The 16,265-nt window shown below is 62.6% G+C and carries 27 protein-coding genes; all 27 read left to right on the top strand.

The features are described from left to right. Window position 1 precedes the first annotated feature (1 nt). The 27 genes from rplB to ASD22_RS06885 all read left to right on the top strand — a co-directional run bounded on the left by rplB (window position 2) and on the right by ASD22_RS06885 (window position 16,257). Window positions 2-826 (top strand): 50S ribosomal protein L2, encoded by an 825-nt coding sequence (gene rplB, locus ASD22_RS07015; RefSeq protein WP_007082177.1) that lies wholly within the window; start codon window positions 2-4, stop codon window positions 824-826. A 12-nt stretch (window positions 827-838) separates the two neighbouring features. Then, on the top strand, window positions 839-1,111 hold the full coding sequence (rpsS, locus tag ASD22_RS07010; protein ID WP_007082178.1) for a 30S ribosomal protein S19: 273 nt from the start codon (window positions 839-841) through the stop codon (window positions 1,109-1,111). Beyond that, the gene (gene rplV, locus ASD22_RS07005; RefSeq protein WP_007082179.1) at window positions 1,111-1,446 is read left to right on the top strand and encodes a 50S ribosomal protein L22; all 336 of its coding nucleotides are present in this window, start codon (window positions 1,111-1,113) and stop codon (window positions 1,444-1,446) included. Before rpsS ends, rplV begins: the two co-directional genes overlap by 1 nt. 15 nt (window positions 1,447-1,461) lie before the next feature. Further along, window positions 1,462-2,214, top strand: a complete 753-nt coding sequence (rpsC, locus tag ASD22_RS07000; RefSeq protein ID WP_007082180.1) for a 30S ribosomal protein S3 — start codon at window positions 1,462-1,464, stop codon at window positions 2,212-2,214. Between the two features lie 11 nt (window positions 2,215-2,225). Beyond that, a complete protein-coding gene (gene rplP, locus ASD22_RS06995) occupies window positions 2,226-2,639 on the top strand; it encodes a 50S ribosomal protein L16 (protein WP_007082181.1) in 414 nt (137 codons plus the stop codon). Then, window positions 2,639-2,824, top strand: coding sequence for a 50S ribosomal protein L29 (gene rpmC / locus ASD22_RS06990; RefSeq protein ID WP_007082182.1), 186 nt, complete (start codon window positions 2,639-2,641; stop codon window positions 2,822-2,824). Before rplP ends, rpmC begins: the two co-directional genes overlap by 1 nt. 12 nt (window positions 2,825-2,836) lie before the next feature. Further along, window positions 2,837-3,118, top strand: coding sequence for a 30S ribosomal protein S17 (gene rpsQ, locus ASD22_RS06985; RefSeq protein ID WP_007082183.1), 282 nt, complete (start codon window positions 2,837-2,839; stop codon window positions 3,116-3,118). 14 nt (window positions 3,119-3,132) lie between these two features. After that, on the top strand, window positions 3,133-3,501 hold the full coding sequence (gene rplN / locus ASD22_RS06980) for a 50S ribosomal protein L14 (protein WP_007082184.1): 369 nt from the start codon (window positions 3,133-3,135) through the stop codon (window positions 3,499-3,501). 13 nt (window positions 3,502-3,514) lie between these two features. After that, window positions 3,515-3,829 (top strand): 50S ribosomal protein L24, encoded by a 315-nt coding sequence (gene rplX, locus ASD22_RS06975; RefSeq protein WP_007082185.1) that lies wholly within the window; start codon window positions 3,515-3,517, stop codon window positions 3,827-3,829. An 8-nt stretch (window positions 3,830-3,837) separates the two neighbouring features. Beyond that, on the top strand, window positions 3,838-4,380 hold the full coding sequence (gene rplE, locus ASD22_RS06970) for a 50S ribosomal protein L5 (RefSeq protein WP_200946342.1): 543 nt from the start codon (window positions 3,838-3,840) through the stop codon (window positions 4,378-4,380). Window positions 4,381-4,392: 12 nt separating this feature from the next. Then, a complete protein-coding gene (rpsN, locus tag ASD22_RS06965; protein WP_007082187.1) occupies window positions 4,393-4,698 on the top strand; it encodes a 30S ribosomal protein S14 in 306 nt (101 codons plus the stop codon). Between the two features lie 216 nt (window positions 4,699-4,914). Continuing rightward, window positions 4,915-5,310 carry a 30S ribosomal protein S8 gene (rpsH, locus tag ASD22_RS06960; protein WP_056080647.1) on the top strand — a complete coding sequence of 132 codons (396 nt, stop codon included), beginning with the start codon at window positions 4,915-4,917 and terminating at the stop codon, window positions 5,308-5,310. Window positions 5,311-5,320: 10 nt separating this feature from the next. Then, window positions 5,321-5,848, top strand: a complete 528-nt coding sequence (gene rplF, locus ASD22_RS06955) for a 50S ribosomal protein L6 (RefSeq protein WP_056080644.1) — start codon at window positions 5,321-5,323, stop codon at window positions 5,846-5,848. Between the two features lie 112 nt (window positions 5,849-5,960). Next, complete coding sequence (rplR, locus tag ASD22_RS06950; protein ID WP_193385305.1) at window positions 5,961-6,320, top strand: 50S ribosomal protein L18; 360 nt, start codon at window positions 5,961-5,963, stop codon at window positions 6,318-6,320. A 116-nt stretch (window positions 6,321-6,436) separates the two neighbouring features. After that, a complete protein-coding gene (gene rpsE / locus ASD22_RS06945) occupies window positions 6,437-6,946 on the top strand; it encodes a 30S ribosomal protein S5 (RefSeq protein WP_007082191.1) in 510 nt (169 codons plus the stop codon). Beyond that, window positions 6,939-7,139, top strand: coding sequence for a 50S ribosomal protein L30 (gene rpmD, locus ASD22_RS06940; protein WP_040671001.1), 201 nt, complete (start codon window positions 6,939-6,941; stop codon window positions 7,137-7,139). The genes rpsE and rpmD overlap by 8 nt, the downstream gene beginning before the upstream one ends. Continuing rightward, window positions 7,139-7,576, top strand: coding sequence for a 50S ribosomal protein L15 (gene rplO, locus ASD22_RS06935; protein WP_193385306.1), 438 nt, complete (start codon window positions 7,139-7,141; stop codon window positions 7,574-7,576). Before rpmD ends, rplO begins: the two co-directional genes overlap by 1 nt. Before the next feature lie 4 nt (window positions 7,577-7,580). After that, entirely contained in the window at window positions 7,581-8,903 is a 1,323-nt protein-coding gene (secY, locus tag ASD22_RS06930) for a preprotein translocase subunit SecY (RefSeq protein WP_007082194.1), read from the top strand. Window positions 8,904-9,029: 126 nt separating this feature from the next. Beyond that, window positions 9,030-9,386, top strand: coding sequence for a 30S ribosomal protein S13 (gene rpsM / locus ASD22_RS06925; protein ID WP_007082195.1), 357 nt, complete (start codon window positions 9,030-9,032; stop codon window positions 9,384-9,386). Window positions 9,387-9,398: 12 nt separating this feature from the next. Further along, on the top strand, window positions 9,399-9,785 hold the full coding sequence (gene rpsK, locus ASD22_RS06920) for a 30S ribosomal protein S11 (RefSeq protein WP_007082196.1): 387 nt from the start codon (window positions 9,399-9,401) through the stop codon (window positions 9,783-9,785). A 10-nt stretch (window positions 9,786-9,795) separates the two neighbouring features. Beyond that, a complete protein-coding gene (rpsD, locus tag ASD22_RS06915) occupies window positions 9,796-10,422 on the top strand; it encodes a 30S ribosomal protein S4 (RefSeq protein WP_056080640.1) in 627 nt (208 codons plus the stop codon). A 15-nt stretch (window positions 10,423-10,437) separates the two neighbouring features. Next, a complete protein-coding gene (rpoA, locus tag ASD22_RS06910) occupies window positions 10,438-11,436 on the top strand; it encodes a DNA-directed RNA polymerase subunit alpha (protein ID WP_056080637.1) in 999 nt (332 codons plus the stop codon). Between the two features lie 178 nt (window positions 11,437-11,614). After that, window positions 11,615-11,998: a 50S ribosomal protein L17 gene (gene rplQ / locus ASD22_RS06905; protein WP_056080634.1), complete on the top strand. Its 384-nt coding sequence runs from the start codon at window positions 11,615-11,617 to the stop codon at window positions 11,996-11,998. A 190-nt stretch (window positions 11,999-12,188) separates the two neighbouring features. Further along, window positions 12,189-12,695 (top strand): disulfide bond formation protein B, encoded by a 507-nt coding sequence (locus ASD22_RS06900; protein ID WP_056081096.1) that lies wholly within the window; start codon window positions 12,189-12,191, stop codon window positions 12,693-12,695. A gap of 2 nt (window positions 12,696-12,697) precedes the next feature. Then, window positions 12,698-14,092: a 3-deoxy-7-phosphoheptulonate synthase class II gene (locus ASD22_RS06895; protein WP_056080632.1), complete on the top strand. Its 1,395-nt coding sequence runs from the start codon at window positions 12,698-12,700 to the stop codon at window positions 14,090-14,092. Window positions 14,093-14,188: 96 nt separating this feature from the next. Next, window positions 14,189-14,971: a c-type cytochrome gene (locus ASD22_RS06890; protein ID WP_056080629.1), complete on the top strand. Its 783-nt coding sequence runs from the start codon at window positions 14,189-14,191 to the stop codon at window positions 14,969-14,971. Then, window positions 14,968-16,257 (top strand): cytochrome c, encoded by a 1,290-nt coding sequence (locus ASD22_RS06885; protein WP_056080625.1) that lies wholly within the window; start codon window positions 14,968-14,970, stop codon window positions 16,255-16,257. Before ASD22_RS06890 ends, ASD22_RS06885 begins: the two co-directional genes overlap by 4 nt. Window positions 16,258-16,265 lie beyond the last annotated feature (8 nt).

Here is a 16,265-nt window from a genome sequence, read left to right as displayed (position 1 = left end):
GATGGCACTAATCAACCACAAGCCGACCTCGCCAGGCCGTCGCGACGCCGTCAGCGTCAAGACGGAAGGCCTGTACAAGGGTGCGCCGTACGCGGCGTTGACCGAGTCGCAGTCCCGCAGCGGCGGTCGCAACCATCATGGCCGCATCACCGTGCGTCATCGCGGCGGCGGTCACAAGCAGCACTACCGCATCATCGATTTCAAGCGTGACAAGGAAGGCATCGCCGCCCGCGTCGAGCGCATCGAATACGATCCGAACCGCACCGCGCACATCGCGCTGCTGTGCTACGCCGATGGCGAGCGTCGTTACATCATCGCGCCCAAGGGCGTGCAGGTGGACGATCGCCTGGTGTCCGGTCGCGACGCGCCGATCAAGGCCGGCAACTGCCTGCAGCTGCGCAACATCCCGATGGGCAGCACGATCCATTGCATCGAGCTGCGTCCGGGCAAGGGCGCGCAAATTGCCCGCAGCGCCGGCGCCTCGGTGCAGCTGGTGGCCCGCGAGTCCGGCTACGCCACCTTGCGTCTTCGCTCCGGCGAAATGCGCCGCGTCTCGGTCGATTGCCGCGCCACCATCGGTGAGGTCGGCAACGGCGAGCACAGCCTGAAGAAGCTCGGCAAGGCCGGCGCCAAGCGCTGGCTGGGTATCCGCCCGACCGTTCGCGGTGTGGTGATGAACCCGGTCGACCATCCGCACGGCGGTGGTGAAGGCAAGACCTCCGGTGGTCGTCATCCGGTCAGCCCGTGGGGCACGCCGGCGAAGGGTTACAAGACCCGTAACAACAAGCGCACGCAGCAGTTCATCGTGCGTCGTCGTACGAAGTAACAGGAAACCGACATGCCTCGCTCTCTGAAGAAAGGTCCGTTCGTCGACCTTCACCTCGTAAAGAAGGTGGAAGCTGCGGTTTCCGCCAACAACAAGCGTCCGATCAAGACCTGGTCGCGCCGCTCGATGATCCTGCCGGAAATGGTCGGCTTGACCATCGCCATCCACAACGGCCGTCAGCACGTGCCCGTCCTGATCAACGAGAACATGGTCGGGCACAAGCTCGGCGAGTTCGCGGTGACCCGTACGTTCAAGGGCCATGTCGGCGACAAGAAGGGTAAGTGATGAGCACTGAAGCCAAAGCGATCCTGCGTGGCGCCCGCATCTCGGCGCAAAAGGCACGCCTGGTGGCTGATCTCGTCCGCGGGCTTCCCGTGGGCCGGGCCAGCGACGTGCTCACCTACACCAACAAGAAGGCCGCACACCTCGTTCGCAAGGTGCTGCTTTCGGCCGTCGCCAATGCCGAGAACAATCTCGGCGCCGACGTTGACGAGCTGAAGGTGTCCAGCATCTTCGTCGACGAAGGTCCGGCGATGAAGCGCATGTACGCCAGGGCCAAGGGCCGCGGTTCGCGCATCCTGAAACGCACCAGCCACATCACTGTGGTTGTTGGCAACTGACCGAGGATATAGACGATGGGTCATAAAGTTCATCCCACCGGTATCCGCCTCGGCATTGCCAAGGATTGGAACTCGAAGTGGTATGCGAACAAGCGCGATTACGCCACGTACCTCGTGGCTGACATCAAGGTTCGCGACATGCTGAAGAAGAAGCTGGCCCAGGCCGGCATCTCGAAAATCCAGATCGAGCGTCCGGCCAAGACCGCACGCGTGACGATCCACACCGCCCGTCCGGGCGTGGTGATCGGCAAGAAGGGCGAGGATATCGAGAAGCTGCGCAAGGAAGTCAGCGACATGATGGGCGTCCCGACGCACATCAACGTCAGCGAAGTGCGCAAGCCCGAGCTCGACGCGCAGCTGGTTGCCGAGTCGATCGCGCAGCAGCTGGAGCGCCGCATCATGTTCCGCCGCGCGATGAAGCGCTCGGTCGGCAACGCGATGCGCCTCGGTGCGCTGGGCGTCAAGATCAACGTGTCCGGTCGTCTGAACGGTGCCGAGATCGCTCGTTCCGAATGGAGCCGCGAAGGTCGCGTGCCGCTGCATACGCTGCGCGCCGACATCGATTACGGCTTTGCCGAGGCGAAAACCACCTACGGCATCATCGGCATCAAGGTGTGGATCTTCAAGGGCGAAATCTTCGATCTCGCCGCGGCCACCCAGGAGTCGAAGGACGAGTCGTCGCAGCCGCGCCGCGAGGGTGGCGAAGGTCGTCGTAATGATTCGCGTCGCGAGGCCGGTGACGGCCGCCGCGAGCGGTCTGCGAAGTAAGGAGAGTTGCCATGTTGCAACCTAAGCGAACCAAATACCGCAAGCAGTTCAAGGGCCGCAACGACGGCTTGGCCCAGTGCGCCAACCTCGTCAGTTTCGGCGAGTATGGCCTGAAGGCGATCACGCACGGTGCGATCACCGCGCGTCAGATCGAGGCCGCCCGTCGTTGCATCACGCGCTACGTCAAGCGTGGCGGCAAGTTGTGGATCCGTGTGTTCCCCGACAAGCCGATCACCAAGAAGCCGATCGAAGTGCGTATGGGCGCCGGCAAGGGCAGCGTCGAGTTCTGGGTTGCCCAGATCCAGCCCGGCCGCATGCTTTACGAGATCGAGGGTCTCGACGAGACCACGGCGCGTGAAGCGTTCCGTCTGGCGGCGGCGAAGCTGTCCGTGCAGACCCAGTTCGTGACCAGGGCGGTGATGTGATGGCCAGCAAAGATATCAATAACCAGTCGGCCGACGAGTTGAAGCAGCACCTGCTGGACCTGCGCAAGGAGCAGTTCAACCTGCGCATGCAAAAGGGTTCCGGCCAGCTCACTCAGCCGCACCAGCTTCGCCGCGTTCGGCGTGACATCGCCCGCACGAAGTTCGTGCTCGGCGGCAAGAAGTAAGGGACGGCCGAGATGAGCGCCAACAATCAAGAAGTTCAAGCAGAAGCGAAGCAGGCGCGTACCCTCGAGGGTCGCGTCACCAGCAACAAGATGAACAAGACGGTCACCGTGCTGGTCGAGCGCCAGGTGCAGCATTGGCTGCTGGGCAAGATCATCCGTCGGTCGACCAAGCTGCATGCGCAGGACGACCTGGGTGCGAACGAAGGTGATCTCGTACGTATCGCCGAGTGCCGTCCGTTGTCCAAGACCAAGCATCACCGTGTGGTCGAAATCATCACGCGCGCCAGCGTCTAAGGGAGGGTGCAGACATGATTCAGGTGCAAAGCACGCTCTCCGCAGCGGACAACAGCGGCGCGAAGGAACTGATGTGCATCAAGGTGCTCGGTGGCTCCAAGCGCCGTTACGCCGCGATCGGCGATGTCATCAAGGTCACCGTGAAGGATGCGATTCCCCGCGGCAAGGTAAAGAAGGGCGAGGTGTACAGCGCCGTGGTGGTTCGTACCGCCAAGGGCGTGCGCCGTCCCGATGGTTCGCTGATCCGTTTCGACGGCAATGCAGCGGTCCTCCTCAACAACAAGCTCGAGCCGATCGGCACCCGTATTTTCGGGCCGGTTACCCGCGAGCTGCGCAGCGAGAAGTTCATGAAGATCGTCTCCCTCGCGCCTGAAGTGCTCTGAGCGGAGTCAAGACATGAACCGTATCCGTAAAGGTGATCAGGTCCTCGTGATCACCGGCAAAAACAAGGGCCAACGCGGCGATGTGCTGCGTGTTGCAGGCGAGCGCGTGTTCGTCTCCAACGTGAATCTGGTCAAGCGCCACACCAAGCCGAACCCGCAGGCCAACCAGGCTGGCGGTATCGTCGAGCGTGAAGCTTCGATCCATCTCTCCAATGTGCAGCTGTTCAACCCCGCCACGAACAAGGGTGAACGCGTCGGCACCAAAACGCTCGAAGATGGGCGCAAGGTCCGCGTGTTCCGTTCGAATGGCGAGGTCGTGGACGCGTAAGGAACACGATCATGACGCGCCTTGAAAAGTTTTATAAAGAGCAGGTAGTGGCGAAGCTCACCGAGCAGTTCGGCTACCAGAACGTGATGCAGGTTCCCCGCATCACCAAGATCACGCTGAACATGGGCGTGGGCGAAGCGGCCGGCAACAAGAAAGTGCTGGAGAATGCCGTGGCCGATATGGCCAAGCTTTCCGGCCAGAAGCCGATCACGACCAAGGCGCGCGTTTCCGTGGCCTCGTTCAAGATCCGTGACGGCTGGCCGATCGGTTGCAAGGTCACCTTGCGCCGCGCCCAGATGTGGGAGTTCATGGACCGCCTGATCAACGTCTCGCTGCCCCGCGTGCGCGATTTCCGCGGCGTGTCGGCGAAGGCATTCGACGGCCGTGGCAACTACAACTTCGGCATCAAGGAACAGATCATCTTCCCGGAGATCGATTTCGACCAGGTCGACGCGCTGCGCGGTATGGATATTTCCATCACCACCACCGCCAAGACCGATGACGAAGCCAAGGCCTTGCTGGCCGCGTTCAGCTTCCCGTTCCGCAACTGATAGGCGTTATCCATGGCCAAGACATCAATGGTGAACCGCGATATCAAGCGGACCAAACTCGTCCAGAAGTACGCCGCCAAGCGCGCCGAACTGAAGGCGATCGTACTGAGCGCCACCGCTTCTTATGAAGAGAAGATGGACGCCCAGGGCAAACTGCAGAAGCTGCCGCGCGACGCCAGCCCGGTACGCCAGCGCACGCGCTGCGCGTTGACCGGCCGCCCGCGTGCCGTCTACGCGAAGTTCGGCCTGGGTCGCAACAAGCTGCGTGAAGCGACCATGCGCGGCGACGTGCCGGGTCTGCGCAAGGCCAGCTGGTAATTTGATTGAGCCGACGTCGGGGCATTCCGCCCCGACGTCGAGCCACGCGCTGGCATGTCGCCATCGCTGATGCGACTACCGCATCGAGATTCGCTAAAACCTGGTAAAGCTGATATAGTCGGCGGTCTGCGCAACGCAGGCCGGCTTCCATGCTGGCTCACAATCTGATTGATTTCCGGTTTTATCGGATATCGGTGCACTCTGAAGGATGTTTTCATGAGCATGACTGATCCCATCGCCGATCTGTTTACGCGCGTCCGCAATGCCCAGGCCATGGGCAAGCCGACCGTTCGTATGCCGTCGTCGAAGTTGAAGGTGGCGATTGCCAACCTTCTCAAGAACGAGGGTTATATCCTCGATCTCAAGACCTCCGCCGAGGAGGGCAAGCCGGTACTCGAGATTCAACTCAAGTACTTCGACGGCGCCCCCGCCATCGAGACCATTTCCCGTGTCAGCCGCTCCGGCCTGCGTGTGTATCGCGGCAAGGACGAGCTGCCCAAGGTGCTGGGCGGTCTGGGCATTTCCATCATCTCGACTTCCGCCGGTCTGCTGACCGACGCGCAGGCCCGTGCCAAGGGTCTGGGCGGCGAAGTCATCGGCCAAGTGGCATAAGGAGTCGATCATGTCACGAGTAGCCAAACAGCCGATTACCCTGCCCAAGGGCGTGGAACTGGTCGTGGGTGCCGAGAACATTTCGGTCAAGGGCCCGAAGGGAACCTTGTCCGTCCATCATCTGCCGGGTGTTTCGGTGGCGGTGGACAACGGCGTTGCCACCATCAGCCTCGCCGAAGGTACTGATGACATGTTCGGCGGCACCGCGCGTGCGTTGCTGGCCAACATGGTCAAGGGCGTTTCCGACGGTTACGAGCGCAAGCTGGAGTTGGTCGGCGTGGGTTATCGCGCTTCGATGACCGGCAAGTCGCTGAACCTCAGCCTCGGGTTTTCCCATCCGGTGGTGTTTGAAGCGCCCGAAGGCATCAGCATCGAGACGCCGACGCAGACCGAAGTCCTGATCAAGGGCAGCGACAAGCAGCGCGTCGGCCAGGTGGCCGCCAAGATCCGCGGCTTCCGTCCGCCCGAGCCGTACAAGGGCAAGGGCGTCCGCTATGCCGGTGAGAAGATCACGATGAAGGAAGCCAAGAAGGCTTAAGTGGGTTAGTACGCTTTCCCTGCGTGAGGAAAGCGGCCATTCATGGCCGCACTCCCCAAAAGAGCAGGGCGATTCGCTAACACTCATGCAAGTCGATCCGCTTCCTGGAGATATAACGATGAACAAGAACGAAAGTCGTCTGCGCCGCGCCAAGTCCACCCGCTCGCACATCCGCAAGCTGGCGGTTGCGCGCCTGTCGGTGCATCGCACCGGCCAGCATCTGTACGCGCAGGTGTTCGATGCGTCGGGTACCAACGTGGTGGCCGCTGCCTCGACGCTGCAGAAGTCCGTGGCCGAAGGCCTGAAGGGCACCAAGAACCTGGCCGCTGCCGCGGCGGTGGGCAAGGCTGTGGCCGAGCGCGCCAAGGCTGCCGGTATCGAGTCGGTGGCATTCGACCGCTCCGGTTTCCGCTATCACGGGCGTATCAAGGCGTTGGCCGAAGCTGCTCGCGAAGCGGGTCTGAAGTTTTAAGAAAGCGACACCTGGTTCGGCAGTGCCTCCGGCGTGCCGATGCCGCAAGCAACACCTACAACTCCAAGCGGCTCAGCCGCAAGCAAAGTCCCGTTTGTCGGGCATACGGATAGAACATGTCTTCTAACGATCGCGAAAATTCGGACGGCCTGCTCGAAAAGCTGATTGCCGTCAACCGCGTGGCCAAGACCGTCAAGGGTGGCCGCCAAATGAGTTTCACCGCGCTGACGGTTGTCGGCGACGGCGAGGGCAAGGTCGGCTTCGGCTATGGCAAGGCACGTGAAGTGCCGGTGGCCATTTCCAAGGCGATGGAGCGCGCGCGCCGCCAGATGGTGAACATCGAACTGAACAACGGCACCCTGTGGTACGCCATCAAGGCCAACCATGGTGCGGCCCGCGTCTACATGCAGCCCGCTTCCGAAGGTACCGGCGTGATCGCCGGCGGCGCCATGCGTGCCGTGCTGGAAGTGGTTGGCGTCAAGAACGTGCTGGCCAAGGCGGTCGGCTCGCGCAACCCGATCAACCTGGTGCGCGCCACCATCAAGGGTCTGCAGGCGGTCGCCTCGCCCAAGAAGATCGCCGCCAAGCGTGGCAAGACACTGGAAGAGGTGCTCGGCAATGGCTAAGTCTCAAGCAACCGCCGACAAGACCGTGCGCGTGCGCCTGGTCAAGGGCCTGCGCGGCGTGCAGGCGCGTCACCGTCTCAGCGTGAAGGCGCTGGGTCTGGGTAAGCTCAATGATGTCCGCGAATTGAAGGACAGCCCGCAGGTTCGTGGCCTGATCAACACGGTCTACTACCTGGTCCGGGTCGAGGAGTAATCATCATGCGTCTGAATGACATCAAGCCGGCCGCCGGTTCGCACAAGACGCGTCTGCGCGTCGGTCGCGGTATCGGTTCGGGCCTGGGCAAGACCGCCGGTCGCGGTCACAAGGGTCAGCATGCCCGTGCGGGCGGCACCCACAAGTACGGTTTCGAAGGCGGCCAGATGCCGCTGAACCGCCGGATGCCGAAGGTCGGTTTCCGTTCCAAGCTGAAGGTCGGCAGCCAGGAAGTGTTCCTGTACCAGCTGGCCAGTCTCAAGGCTGACGTGATCGACGTCGTCGCGCTGCATCAGGCTGGCCTGATCAACAGTCGTGCCAAGAAGGTCAAGGTCGTCCTGAAGGGCGAGATCGGTCGCGCGGTGAAGCTGTCAGGTCTGCTGGCTACCGCCGGCGCCAAGGCAGCCATCGAGGCGGCCGGCGGCAGCGTGGAGTAAGACGGTGGCTGCAGCCAAGGGCAATGCACTCGGCAAGCTCGGCAAGCTGACGGAGCTTCGTCAGCGCATCTTCTTCGTGATCGGCGCCCTGGTGGTGTTCCGCCTGGGCTCGTTCATTCCGGTGCCCGGCGTCAATCCGGCGGCGATGACCAGCCTGGTCAACGGCAATGGCCTGATGGACATGTTCAACATGTTCTCGGGCGGTGCGCTGGAGCGGTTCTCGGTGTTCGCGCTGGGCGTGATCCCGTACATTTCCGCGTCGATCGTGATCCAGATGATGGGGTCGGTCGTACCCAGCCTGCAGGCACTGCGCAAGGAAGGCGAGTCCGGCAAGCGCAAGATGACCATGTACACGCGCTTCGGCACGGTCGGGTTGGCGTTGTTCCAGTCGTTCGGTATCGCGGTGGCGCTGCAGAAGCAGGTGGCGGCCGGCGGGGCACCGGTGGTTTACCACCCGGGCTTCGGCTTCATCATGGCATCGGTGATCGGGCTGACCGCGGGAACCATGTTCCTGATGTGGTTGGGCGAACAGATGACCGAGCGCGGTATCGGCAACGGCATCTCGCTGCTGATCTTCGCCGGTATCGTTGCCGGCCTGCCGGAAGCGGTGGTGCATACGCTGGGCATGGCCAACAACGGCGAGCTGACGGTGCTGAAGCTGTTGATGGTGTTCGGGCTGGTCCTGGCGGTCACGGCGTTCGTGGTGTTCATGGAGCGTGCGCAACGGCGCATCACCGTGAATTACGCGCGACGCGGCGGCGGTCAGAACGCTTACCAGAACCAGAGCTCGCACCTGCCGCTGAAGATCAACATGTCGGGTGTGATCCCGCCGATCTTCGCGTCCAGCCTGCTGATGTTCCCGGCAACGGCGATCACCTGGTTCGGTACCGGTCACCAGTCACGTTGGCTGCAGGAACTGACGCAGTCGCTGAATCCGGGCGAGCCGTTGTACGACATCGTGTACTCGATCCTGGTGATTGGTTTCGCGTTCTTCTATACGGCGATCGTCTTCAACGCCGATGAGACCGCCGACAATCTCAAGCGGTCAGGTGCGCTGATTCCGGGCATCCGTCCGGGTCGGGCTACGGCCAGTTACGTCGACGCGGTAATGACGCGCTTGACCGGTGTGGGCGCTCTGTATCTGGTGCTGGTGTGCCTGGTGCCGTCGTTCATGCAGAGCTTCTGGCACGTACCGTTCTATTTCGGCGGCACCTCGCTGCTGATTGTGGTGGTGGTGGTGATGGACTTCACGTCGCAGATCCAGGCGCATCTGGTCAGTCATCAGTACGAAAGTCTGCTCAAGAAGGCCAACCTTCGCCGCAGTTGAGCTGCGTGTGTCGGGTTCGAAGTCGGGAGGTGGCGGCACCGCGGTGCCGCAGGGCTTTCCCGGCAGTGTAATTCAGGTTAGAATTGCGCGTTTACCGCGCACGAAACGCATCGGAGAAAGAACATCATGGCGCGCATCGCGGGTGTCAATTTGCCGGTCCAGAAGCATGTCTGGGTTGGTTTGCAGAGCATTTACGGTATCGGCCGCAGCCGGGCCAAAAAGGTCTGCGCGGATGCTGGTGTGGTTCCCACCACCCAGATCAAGTCCCTCAGCGAGGGTGAGGTGGAGAAAATCCGCCACGAGATCGGCAAGTACATTGTCGAAGGTGATCTGCGTCGCGAGGTGGGTATCGCCATCAAGCGTCTGATGGATCTTGGTTGCTACCGTGGCCTGCGCCATCGTCGTGGCCTGCCGGTGCGCGGTCAGCGCACGCGTACCAACGCACGTACCCGCAAGGGTCCCCGTCGCGCGATCAAGAAGTAACGGATTCCGAATATGGCTAAGCCGGTAAAAGCAAAGAAGAAGATCAAGCGCGTTGTCACCGATGCGGTGGCCCACGTGCAGGCTTCCTTCAACAACACCATCGTCACCATCACCGATCGCCAGGGCAATGCCTTGTCGTGGGCTACCGCCGGCGGCGCCGGTTTCCGTGGCTCGCGCAAGTCCACCCCGTTCGCTGCGCAGGTCGCAGCGGAAAAGGCCGGTCGCGTGGCTGGCGAGTATGGCGTCAAGACAGTCGAAGTGCGGATTAAGGGCCCAGGCCCGGGTCGCGAGTCGGCCGTGCGCTCGCTGAACGCGTTGGGCTTCAAGGTGCTCAACATCATCGACGTCACGCCCATTCCGCACAATGGCTGCCGTCCCCCCAAGAAGCGTCGAGTCTAAGGAGTAACCCATGGCCCGTTATCGTGGAGCTACCTGCAAACTCGCCCGTCGCGAGGGTGCGGATCTCAACCTGAAGAGCCCGGCGCGTGCGCTGGATTCCAAGTGCAAGCTGGAAAACAAGCCCGGTCAGCATGGCGCCAACAAGCGCATGCGCATGTCCGACTACGCCGTGCAGTTGCGTGAGAAGCAGAAGGTCAAGCGCATCTACGGCGTGCTTGAGCGCCAGTTCAGCAACTACTACACCAAGGCGACCACGCTCAAGGGCAACACCGGTGAAAACCTGTTGCGCCTGCTCGAGAGCCGCCTGGACAACGTCGTTTATCGCATGGGCTTCGCGGTCACCCGCGCCCAGGCGCGTCAGCTGGTTGCCCACAAGGCGATCCTGGTGAACGGCAAGAAAGTGAATATTCCTTCGTACCAGGTTCGTCCGGGCGATGCGATTGCACTGACTGAAAAGGCGCGCAGCCAACTGCGCGTGCAGGAAGCGGCAACCGTGTTCGACACGATGGACCTGCGTCCGATCTGGGTCGAGGTCGATGCCAAGAAATTTGAAGGTACGTTCAAGTCGGTGCCGGATCGCGGCGATCTGCCGTCCGACATCAATGAAGCATTGATCATCGAGCTTTACTCGAAGTAATTACCGGAGCTCTGCATGGCAGTTTCGTCAACTAGCGTGCTGCGGCCTCGTGGCCTCAGCGTCGAACAGCTCGGAGCCAACCGCGCCAAGGTGGTGGTCGAGCCGCTCGAGCGTGGCTTTGGCCACACCCTGGGCAACGCGCTGCGTCGCGTGCTGCTCTCCTCGATCCCTGGCAGTGCCATCGTCGAGGTGGAAATCGATGGCGTGCTGCACGAGTACACCACCCTTGAGGGTCTGCAGGAGGACGTGATCGAAGTCCTGCTCAACCTGAAGGAAGTGGCGATTCGTCAGCACACCGGCGATGAAGTCACCCTTACGCTGTCCAAGAAGGGCAAGGGCGTGGTCACCGCCGGCGACATCGCCGTCGATCACTCGGTGGAAATCATCAACCCCGAGCACGTGATCTGCCACCTGACCAAGGACATCGCACTCAACATGCGCCTGAAGGTGCGTCGCGGCGTCGGCTACCAGCCGGCCAGCGCGCGCCAGCATCCGGATGACGAGGCGCGTCCGATCGGTCGGCTGCAGCTGGACGCGTCGTTTGCCCCCGTGTTGCGCGTCGCCTATGAGGTGGATGCGGCTCGTGTCGAACAGCGCACCAACCTCGACAAGCTGGTTCTCGACATCGAGACCAACGGCACCATCAATGCCGAGGATGCGGTTCGCAAGGCGGCCGAGATCATCAACGACCAGTTGTCGGTCTTTGGCGACTTCTCGCGTCGCGAGAACGACATCAGCACCGCCGAGAAGAGCGGTTTCGATCCGTTGCTGCTGCGTCCGATCGATGATCTGGAACTCACCGTGCGTTCGGCGAACTGCCTGAAGGCCGAGAGCATCTACTACATCGGCGACCTGGTGCAGAAGACCGAGGTCGAGCTGCTGAAGACGCCGAACCTGGGCAAGAAGTCGCTCACCGAAATCAAGGACGTCCTGGGTGGCCGTGGCCTGGCCCTGGGCATGAAGCTTGAAAACTGGCCGCCGCCGGGCTTGTCCCACGGCATGCAGTTGGGTTGATTGAAAGCCGGGACTCGGCAGACGGGATTCGGGATTCGGTAAGGCACGCTCTCGCGAGCGCATGCTTTTCACGAATCCCGCATCTCTAATCCCGAATCCCGAATAAAAGCGGGTAATCCGCGGAAAACCGGACACAGGTGCCGGTTTTTCATAACAACAGACTAGAGAGTTTTCCGCCATGCGCCATCAATATTCCGGACGCAAGCTCAATCGCACCAGCAGCCATCGCGAAGCCATGTTCAAGAACATGGCCTCGTCGCTGTTCAAGCACGAGCTGATTCGTACCACCCTGCCCAAGGCGAAGGAACTTCGCCGCGTCGCCGAGCCGCTGATCACGCTGGCCAAGACCGATGGCGTCGCCAACCGTCGCCTCGCCTTTTCGCGCCTGCGCGACAAGGAAGCGGTGGGCAAGCTGTTCGTCGAGCTGGGCCCGCGCTACCGCGAACGTCCCGGCGGCTACCTGCGTATCCTGAAGTGCGGCTTCCGTCCCGGCGACAATGCGCCGATGGCGTACGTCGAGCTGGTGGGCCGTCCGCAGGTCGAGGCAGTAGACGCCGACTAAGCGCCACGGACATCCAGACGTCCAAACACGAAACCCCGGTCGGGCAACCTTCCGGGGTTTTTGTTTGTCGAAAGATCGGTTCTGTCGGCGCATCCATCGCCGGTGCGATGATGTATTTGGCCCGGTCCGGCATGCTGACAGCATCGCGCCGAACCGGTAATGTCGGGAGCTCGCCATGCAGCAAGATGTCATGAATCCACTTCGTTGGTCGTACCGCGTCAGTTTCCTCGTCGGGTTTTGCGCCTGTTTCGGCTTGCTCGCTTTCGCCCTGTACGCCGAATACGGCCTCGGCATGGCGCCTTGCCCCTTGTGCGTGTTCCAGCGCATTGCCTTCCTTGCGATGGGTTTCTTCTTCTTGCTGGGAGGCTTGCATGCGCCGAGCGGCCGCAACGGTCGGTGGACATACGCGGGGCTGGTGCTGCTGAGTGCACTGGGCGGGCTTGTCACTGCCGGCCGGCACCTGTGGTTGCAAACGCTGCCACCGGATCAGGTTCCGTCCTGCGGTCCCGGCATCGGCTATCTGTTCGATGCGTTTCCGTTGGGGAAAATGCTGAAGCTGGTGTTCACCGGTTCGGGTGAGTGCGCCAAGGTGGAGCCCATCCTGGGCTTGCCGATGCCGGCGTGGAGTTTGTTGTGGTTCGTGTTGCTGGCGGTGCTGGTGATCGTGGCAAGCCGTCGTCGTAGCGTGGGGAAGTGATCATGCAACCTGGGTCGCAGCGGGACGCGAACACCTTCCCGCCAGCGCCGGCGTCGTGGACCCCGGCATCGTGGCAGCAGCACGAAGCACTCCAGCAGCCGCATTACGAGGACGCAGCCGAGCTGGCCGCGGCCACCACGCACCTGGCGCAGCTGCCGCCGCTGGTGACGTCGTGGGAGGTTCTGGCTCTGAAGCAGGCCTTGGCCGAGGCGCAGGATGGGCAGCGATTCCTGCTCCAGGGCGGCGATTGTGCCGAGAGCTTCGCCGACTGCAGCAGCCCGATCATTTCCAACCGGTTGAAGGTGTTGCTGCAGATGAGTCTCGTGCTCGTGCACGGTCTCAAGAAGCCGGTATTGCGGGTCGGGCGTTTTGCCGGCCAGTACGCGAAGCCGCGCTCGGCGGACATGGAAACGCGCGACGGCGTGAGCCTGCCGAGTTTTCGTGGTGACCTGGTCAACAGCCCGGAATTCACGCCCGCCGCGCGCCGGCCCGATCCGCAGCGGCTGATCCAGGCGCATGCGCATTCCGCCTTGACGATGAACTTCGTGCGTGCGCTGGTCGATGGCGGGTTCGCCGATCTGCGCCATCCCGAGTACTGGGACCTGGCCTGGGTGGAGCATTCGCCCTGGGCGGCCGAGTATCGGCAAATGGTGGCGGCCATCGGCGATTCCCTGCAGTTCATGGAAACGCTGGCCGGCCCGATTGCCGGTTTTTCCAAGGTGAATTTTTTCACCTCGCATGAAGCGCTGCTGTTGCATTACGAGCAGGCGCTGACGCGCGAAGTGCCGCGTAACCCTGGCTGGTTCAACCTCTCCACCCACTTCCCCTGGATCGGCATGCGCACGGCGGCGCTGGATGGCGCACATGTGGAATATTTCCGCGGCATCCGCAATCCGGTGGCGGTGAAGGTGGGCCCCACGGTGACGGCGGACCAGTTGCTGCCCTTGATCGACGCACTCAACCCCGAGGATGAGCCGGGCCGGCTCACGTTGATCCATCGCATGGGCAACACGAAAATCGGCGAGGCCTTGCCGCCGTTGCTGCAGGCGGTCAAGCGCGAAGGGCGCCGCGTGTTGTGGGTGGCCGACCCCATGCATGGCAATACCGAGGGCACGTCGAACGGCTACAAGACGCGACGCTTCGCCAATATCAGCGGCGAGCTCGATCAGGCGTTCGATATCCACGCGGCGGCAGGTACGCGCCTGGGCGGCGTGCATCTGGAGTTGACCGGTGAGGACGTGACCGAATGCACCGGCGGCGCACGTGGCCTGGTTGATGCGGATCTGGACCGTGCCTACAAATCGATGGTGGATCCACGCTTGAACTACGAGCAGTCGCTGGAAATGGCCATGCTGATCGTGCGCAAGTCGAACGGAAAGATTCCCTCCCGCGGCTGATCCTCCCGGGAAATCCACGCGGCGAGATGCGGCACGACGTCGCGGTTGACTCCATGTTTGCGCGATTGCCTGTGACAGGGGATCTATAATCGGCGGATGAACTGGTTTGTCTTGCCGTACCTCGCCTGGTCGGGATGGGCTTCGCGGGCAGCGATCGCGTTGCTCGTGGTTTGTGCGCCTCTTGCCACGACGCTGGCCGCCGATTCCGTATCCACCGCGGACTCGCAGCCGCAGGTTCCCGATACGATTCAGCAGCGCGTGAAAGCCTGCACCACCTGTCATGGCGTGCACGGCGAAGGCTCCGCCGGCGACGGTGTGTTCCCGCGACTGGCGGGCAAGCCAGCTGCTTATCTTGCGCAGCAACTCGCTTATTTCCAGGACGGTCTGCGCAAGTACGCGCCGATGGAATACACCGTGCGCCAGCTGAGCCCGGCTTACATGGAAGAGATCGCCGCCTATTTTTCCGCCCAGGAAGCGCCTTACCACCAGTCGCCGGTGCCTTCGGTTTCCACGGCGGTGATGGAGCGCGGCAAGCAGTTGGTGGAACGTGGTGATTCGACGCGCGGCATCCCCTCGTGTGTCAGTTGCCATGGTGAGCGGCTTACCGGCGTGGAGCCGGCGATGCCGGGTCTGGCCGGGTTGTCCTACGATTACGTCAGCGCGCAGATCGGCTCCTGGCGCACGCATACCCGTGCGGCAAAGTCGCCCGATTGCATGGCGATCGTGGCCAATCGCCTGCGTGATTCCGACATCACGGCGGTCGCCGCGTGGCTGGGCAGCCTGCCGCCACCGACGGACATGCACGCGCAGCCGGCCGATGTCGAAAAGCAGGTCTTGCCGGGCTGGTGCGTGGTGAGTGACGCCGGAGTCACGCCATGAAGCGGTGGCTTGGCGGTTTGCTGGCGGTCGTCATCGTGCTCGTGGCGTTGGCGTTGGCGTGGACGTTCTTCCCCTCGCCCCGGGAAAAATCGCCACAGTCCGCATCATCCCAGGTGAGTGCCACCACTCTGCGTGACCCCGCGCTGATTGCCCGCGGCGAATACCTTGCCGCGGTTGGCGATTGTGCGGCCTGCCATACCCGCAAGGGCGGCGTTCGTTATGCGGGTGGTCGTTCGCTGGCGACGCCGTTCGGCAATGTGCCGGCGCCCAACCTCACGCCGGACCCCGAGACCGGCCTGGGCCAGTGGAGCTTCGAGGATTTCTGGCGGGCATTGCACCTGGGCGAGGGACGCCACGGCGAGTTGCTGTATCCGGTGTTTTCCTACACCTCGTTCACCAAGGTCACGCATGACGACGCGCTGGCGATCTTCGCCTACCTGCAGTCGTTGCCGCCCGTGCGGCAGGCGTCCGAGGAGCCCTCGTTGCGTTTCCCGTACAGCCTGCGTCGCAGCCTTGCGGCGTGGCGCGCGCTGTATTTCAAGCCTGGGGTTTATCAGCCTGACCCCGCGCGGTCGGAACAGTGGAATCGCGGCGCCTACCTGGTACAGGGCCTGGGCCATTGCAACGAATGCCATGCCACGCGTGACGCACTCGGCGGCCTGTCTCCCGATCACACGCTGACCGGCGGCCAGATTCCCGAGCAGAACTGGTACGCCCCCGATCTGAGCGTCAACCAGGGTGGCGGGCTGGAAGGGTGGAGCAAGGGCGACATCGTCGACCTGCTGAAAACCGGTCAGTCGGCCAAGGGCGCAGCCTTCGGGCCCATGGCGGACGTGGTGCGCAAGAGCACCCAGCACATGACCGACACGGATCTGGATGCGATCGCCACCTATCTGCAATCGTTGCCGGCGCGCCCGGCCGCACAGGCGCTGGTGTCGCGCGTGTCGTTCGACCGGAAGAAGGGCGCGCAGCTGTATGCGGATCGGTGTGCGGATTGCCATGGTGCCGATGGTCGCGGCGTGGCGGGCATCTATCCACCGCTGGACGGCAATACCTCGATCAACGAACCGACCGGCATCAATGCGATCCGTACCGTGCTGCTGGGTGGTTTTGCGCCGGTCACCGCGGGTAATCCGCGTCCGTACTCGATGCCGCCTTATGCGCAGGAATTGAACGACGAGGATGTGGCGGCGGTGGTCAGCTACATCCGCCAGTCGTGGTCGAACAAGGCGCCGGCGGTGCGGCCGTCGGACGTCAGCGTCTACCGGCATACGCCAATCGATTAGCGCGCGAA

The organism is Rhodanobacter sp. Root480 (genome assembly GCF_001426645.1).
GTDB classification, from domain to species: domain Bacteria; phylum Pseudomonadota; class Gammaproteobacteria; order Xanthomonadales; family Rhodanobacteraceae; genus Rhodanobacter; species Rhodanobacter ginsenosidimutans.
Note: the sequence above shows the minus strand (reverse complement) of the source record. Positions and strands in the feature narration are given on the sequence as shown.

Coding starts and splice junctions, on each gene's coding strand:
- rplB (WP_007082177.1), top strand. CDS start 2: ATGGCACTAATCAACCACAAGCCGACCTCGCCAGGCCGTCGCGACGCC.
- rpsS (WP_007082178.1), top strand. CDS start 839: ATGCCTCGCTCTCTGAAGAAAGGTCCGTTCGTCGACCTTCACCTCGTA.
- rplV (WP_007082179.1), top strand. CDS start 1,111: ATGAGCACTGAAGCCAAAGCGATCCTGCGTGGCGCCCGCATCTCGGCG.
- rpsC (WP_007082180.1), top strand. CDS start 1,462: ATGGGTCATAAAGTTCATCCCACCGGTATCCGCCTCGGCATTGCCAAG.
- rplP (WP_007082181.1), top strand. CDS start 2,226: ATGTTGCAACCTAAGCGAACCAAATACCGCAAGCAGTTCAAGGGCCGC.
- rpmC (WP_007082182.1), top strand. CDS start 2,639: ATGGCCAGCAAAGATATCAATAACCAGTCGGCCGACGAGTTGAAGCAG.
- rpsQ (WP_007082183.1), top strand. CDS start 2,837: ATGAGCGCCAACAATCAAGAAGTTCAAGCAGAAGCGAAGCAGGCGCGT.
- rplN (WP_007082184.1), top strand. CDS start 3,133: ATGATTCAGGTGCAAAGCACGCTCTCCGCAGCGGACAACAGCGGCGCG.
- rplX (WP_007082185.1), top strand. CDS start 3,515: ATGAACCGTATCCGTAAAGGTGATCAGGTCCTCGTGATCACCGGCAAA.
- rpsN (WP_007082187.1), top strand. CDS start 4,393: ATGGCCAAGACATCAATGGTGAACCGCGATATCAAGCGGACCAAACTC.
- rpsH (WP_056080647.1), top strand. CDS start 4,915: ATGAGCATGACTGATCCCATCGCCGATCTGTTTACGCGCGTCCGCAAT.
- rplF (WP_056080644.1), top strand. CDS start 5,321: ATGTCACGAGTAGCCAAACAGCCGATTACCCTGCCCAAGGGCGTGGAA.
- rpsE (WP_007082191.1), top strand. CDS start 6,437: ATGTCTTCTAACGATCGCGAAAATTCGGACGGCCTGCTCGAAAAGCTG.
- rpmD (WP_040671001.1), top strand. CDS start 6,939: ATGGCTAAGTCTCAAGCAACCGCCGACAAGACCGTGCGCGTGCGCCTG.
- rpsM (WP_007082195.1), top strand. CDS start 9,030: ATGGCGCGCATCGCGGGTGTCAATTTGCCGGTCCAGAAGCATGTCTGG.
- rpsK (WP_007082196.1), top strand. CDS start 9,399: ATGGCTAAGCCGGTAAAAGCAAAGAAGAAGATCAAGCGCGTTGTCACC.
- rpsD (WP_056080640.1), top strand. CDS start 9,796: ATGGCCCGTTATCGTGGAGCTACCTGCAAACTCGCCCGTCGCGAGGGT.
- rpoA (WP_056080637.1), top strand. CDS start 10,438: ATGGCAGTTTCGTCAACTAGCGTGCTGCGGCCTCGTGGCCTCAGCGTC.
- rplQ (WP_056080634.1), top strand. CDS start 11,615: ATGCGCCATCAATATTCCGGACGCAAGCTCAATCGCACCAGCAGCCAT.
- ASD22_RS06900 (WP_056081096.1), top strand. CDS start 12,189: ATGAATCCACTTCGTTGGTCGTACCGCGTCAGTTTCCTCGTCGGGTTT.
- ASD22_RS06895 (WP_056080632.1), top strand. CDS start 12,698: ATGCAACCTGGGTCGCAGCGGGACGCGAACACCTTCCCGCCAGCGCCG.
- ASD22_RS06890 (WP_056080629.1), top strand. CDS start 14,189: ATGAACTGGTTTGTCTTGCCGTACCTCGCCTGGTCGGGATGGGCTTCG.
- ASD22_RS06885 (WP_056080625.1), top strand. CDS start 14,968: ATGAAGCGGTGGCTTGGCGGTTTGCTGGCGGTCGTCATCGTGCTCGTG.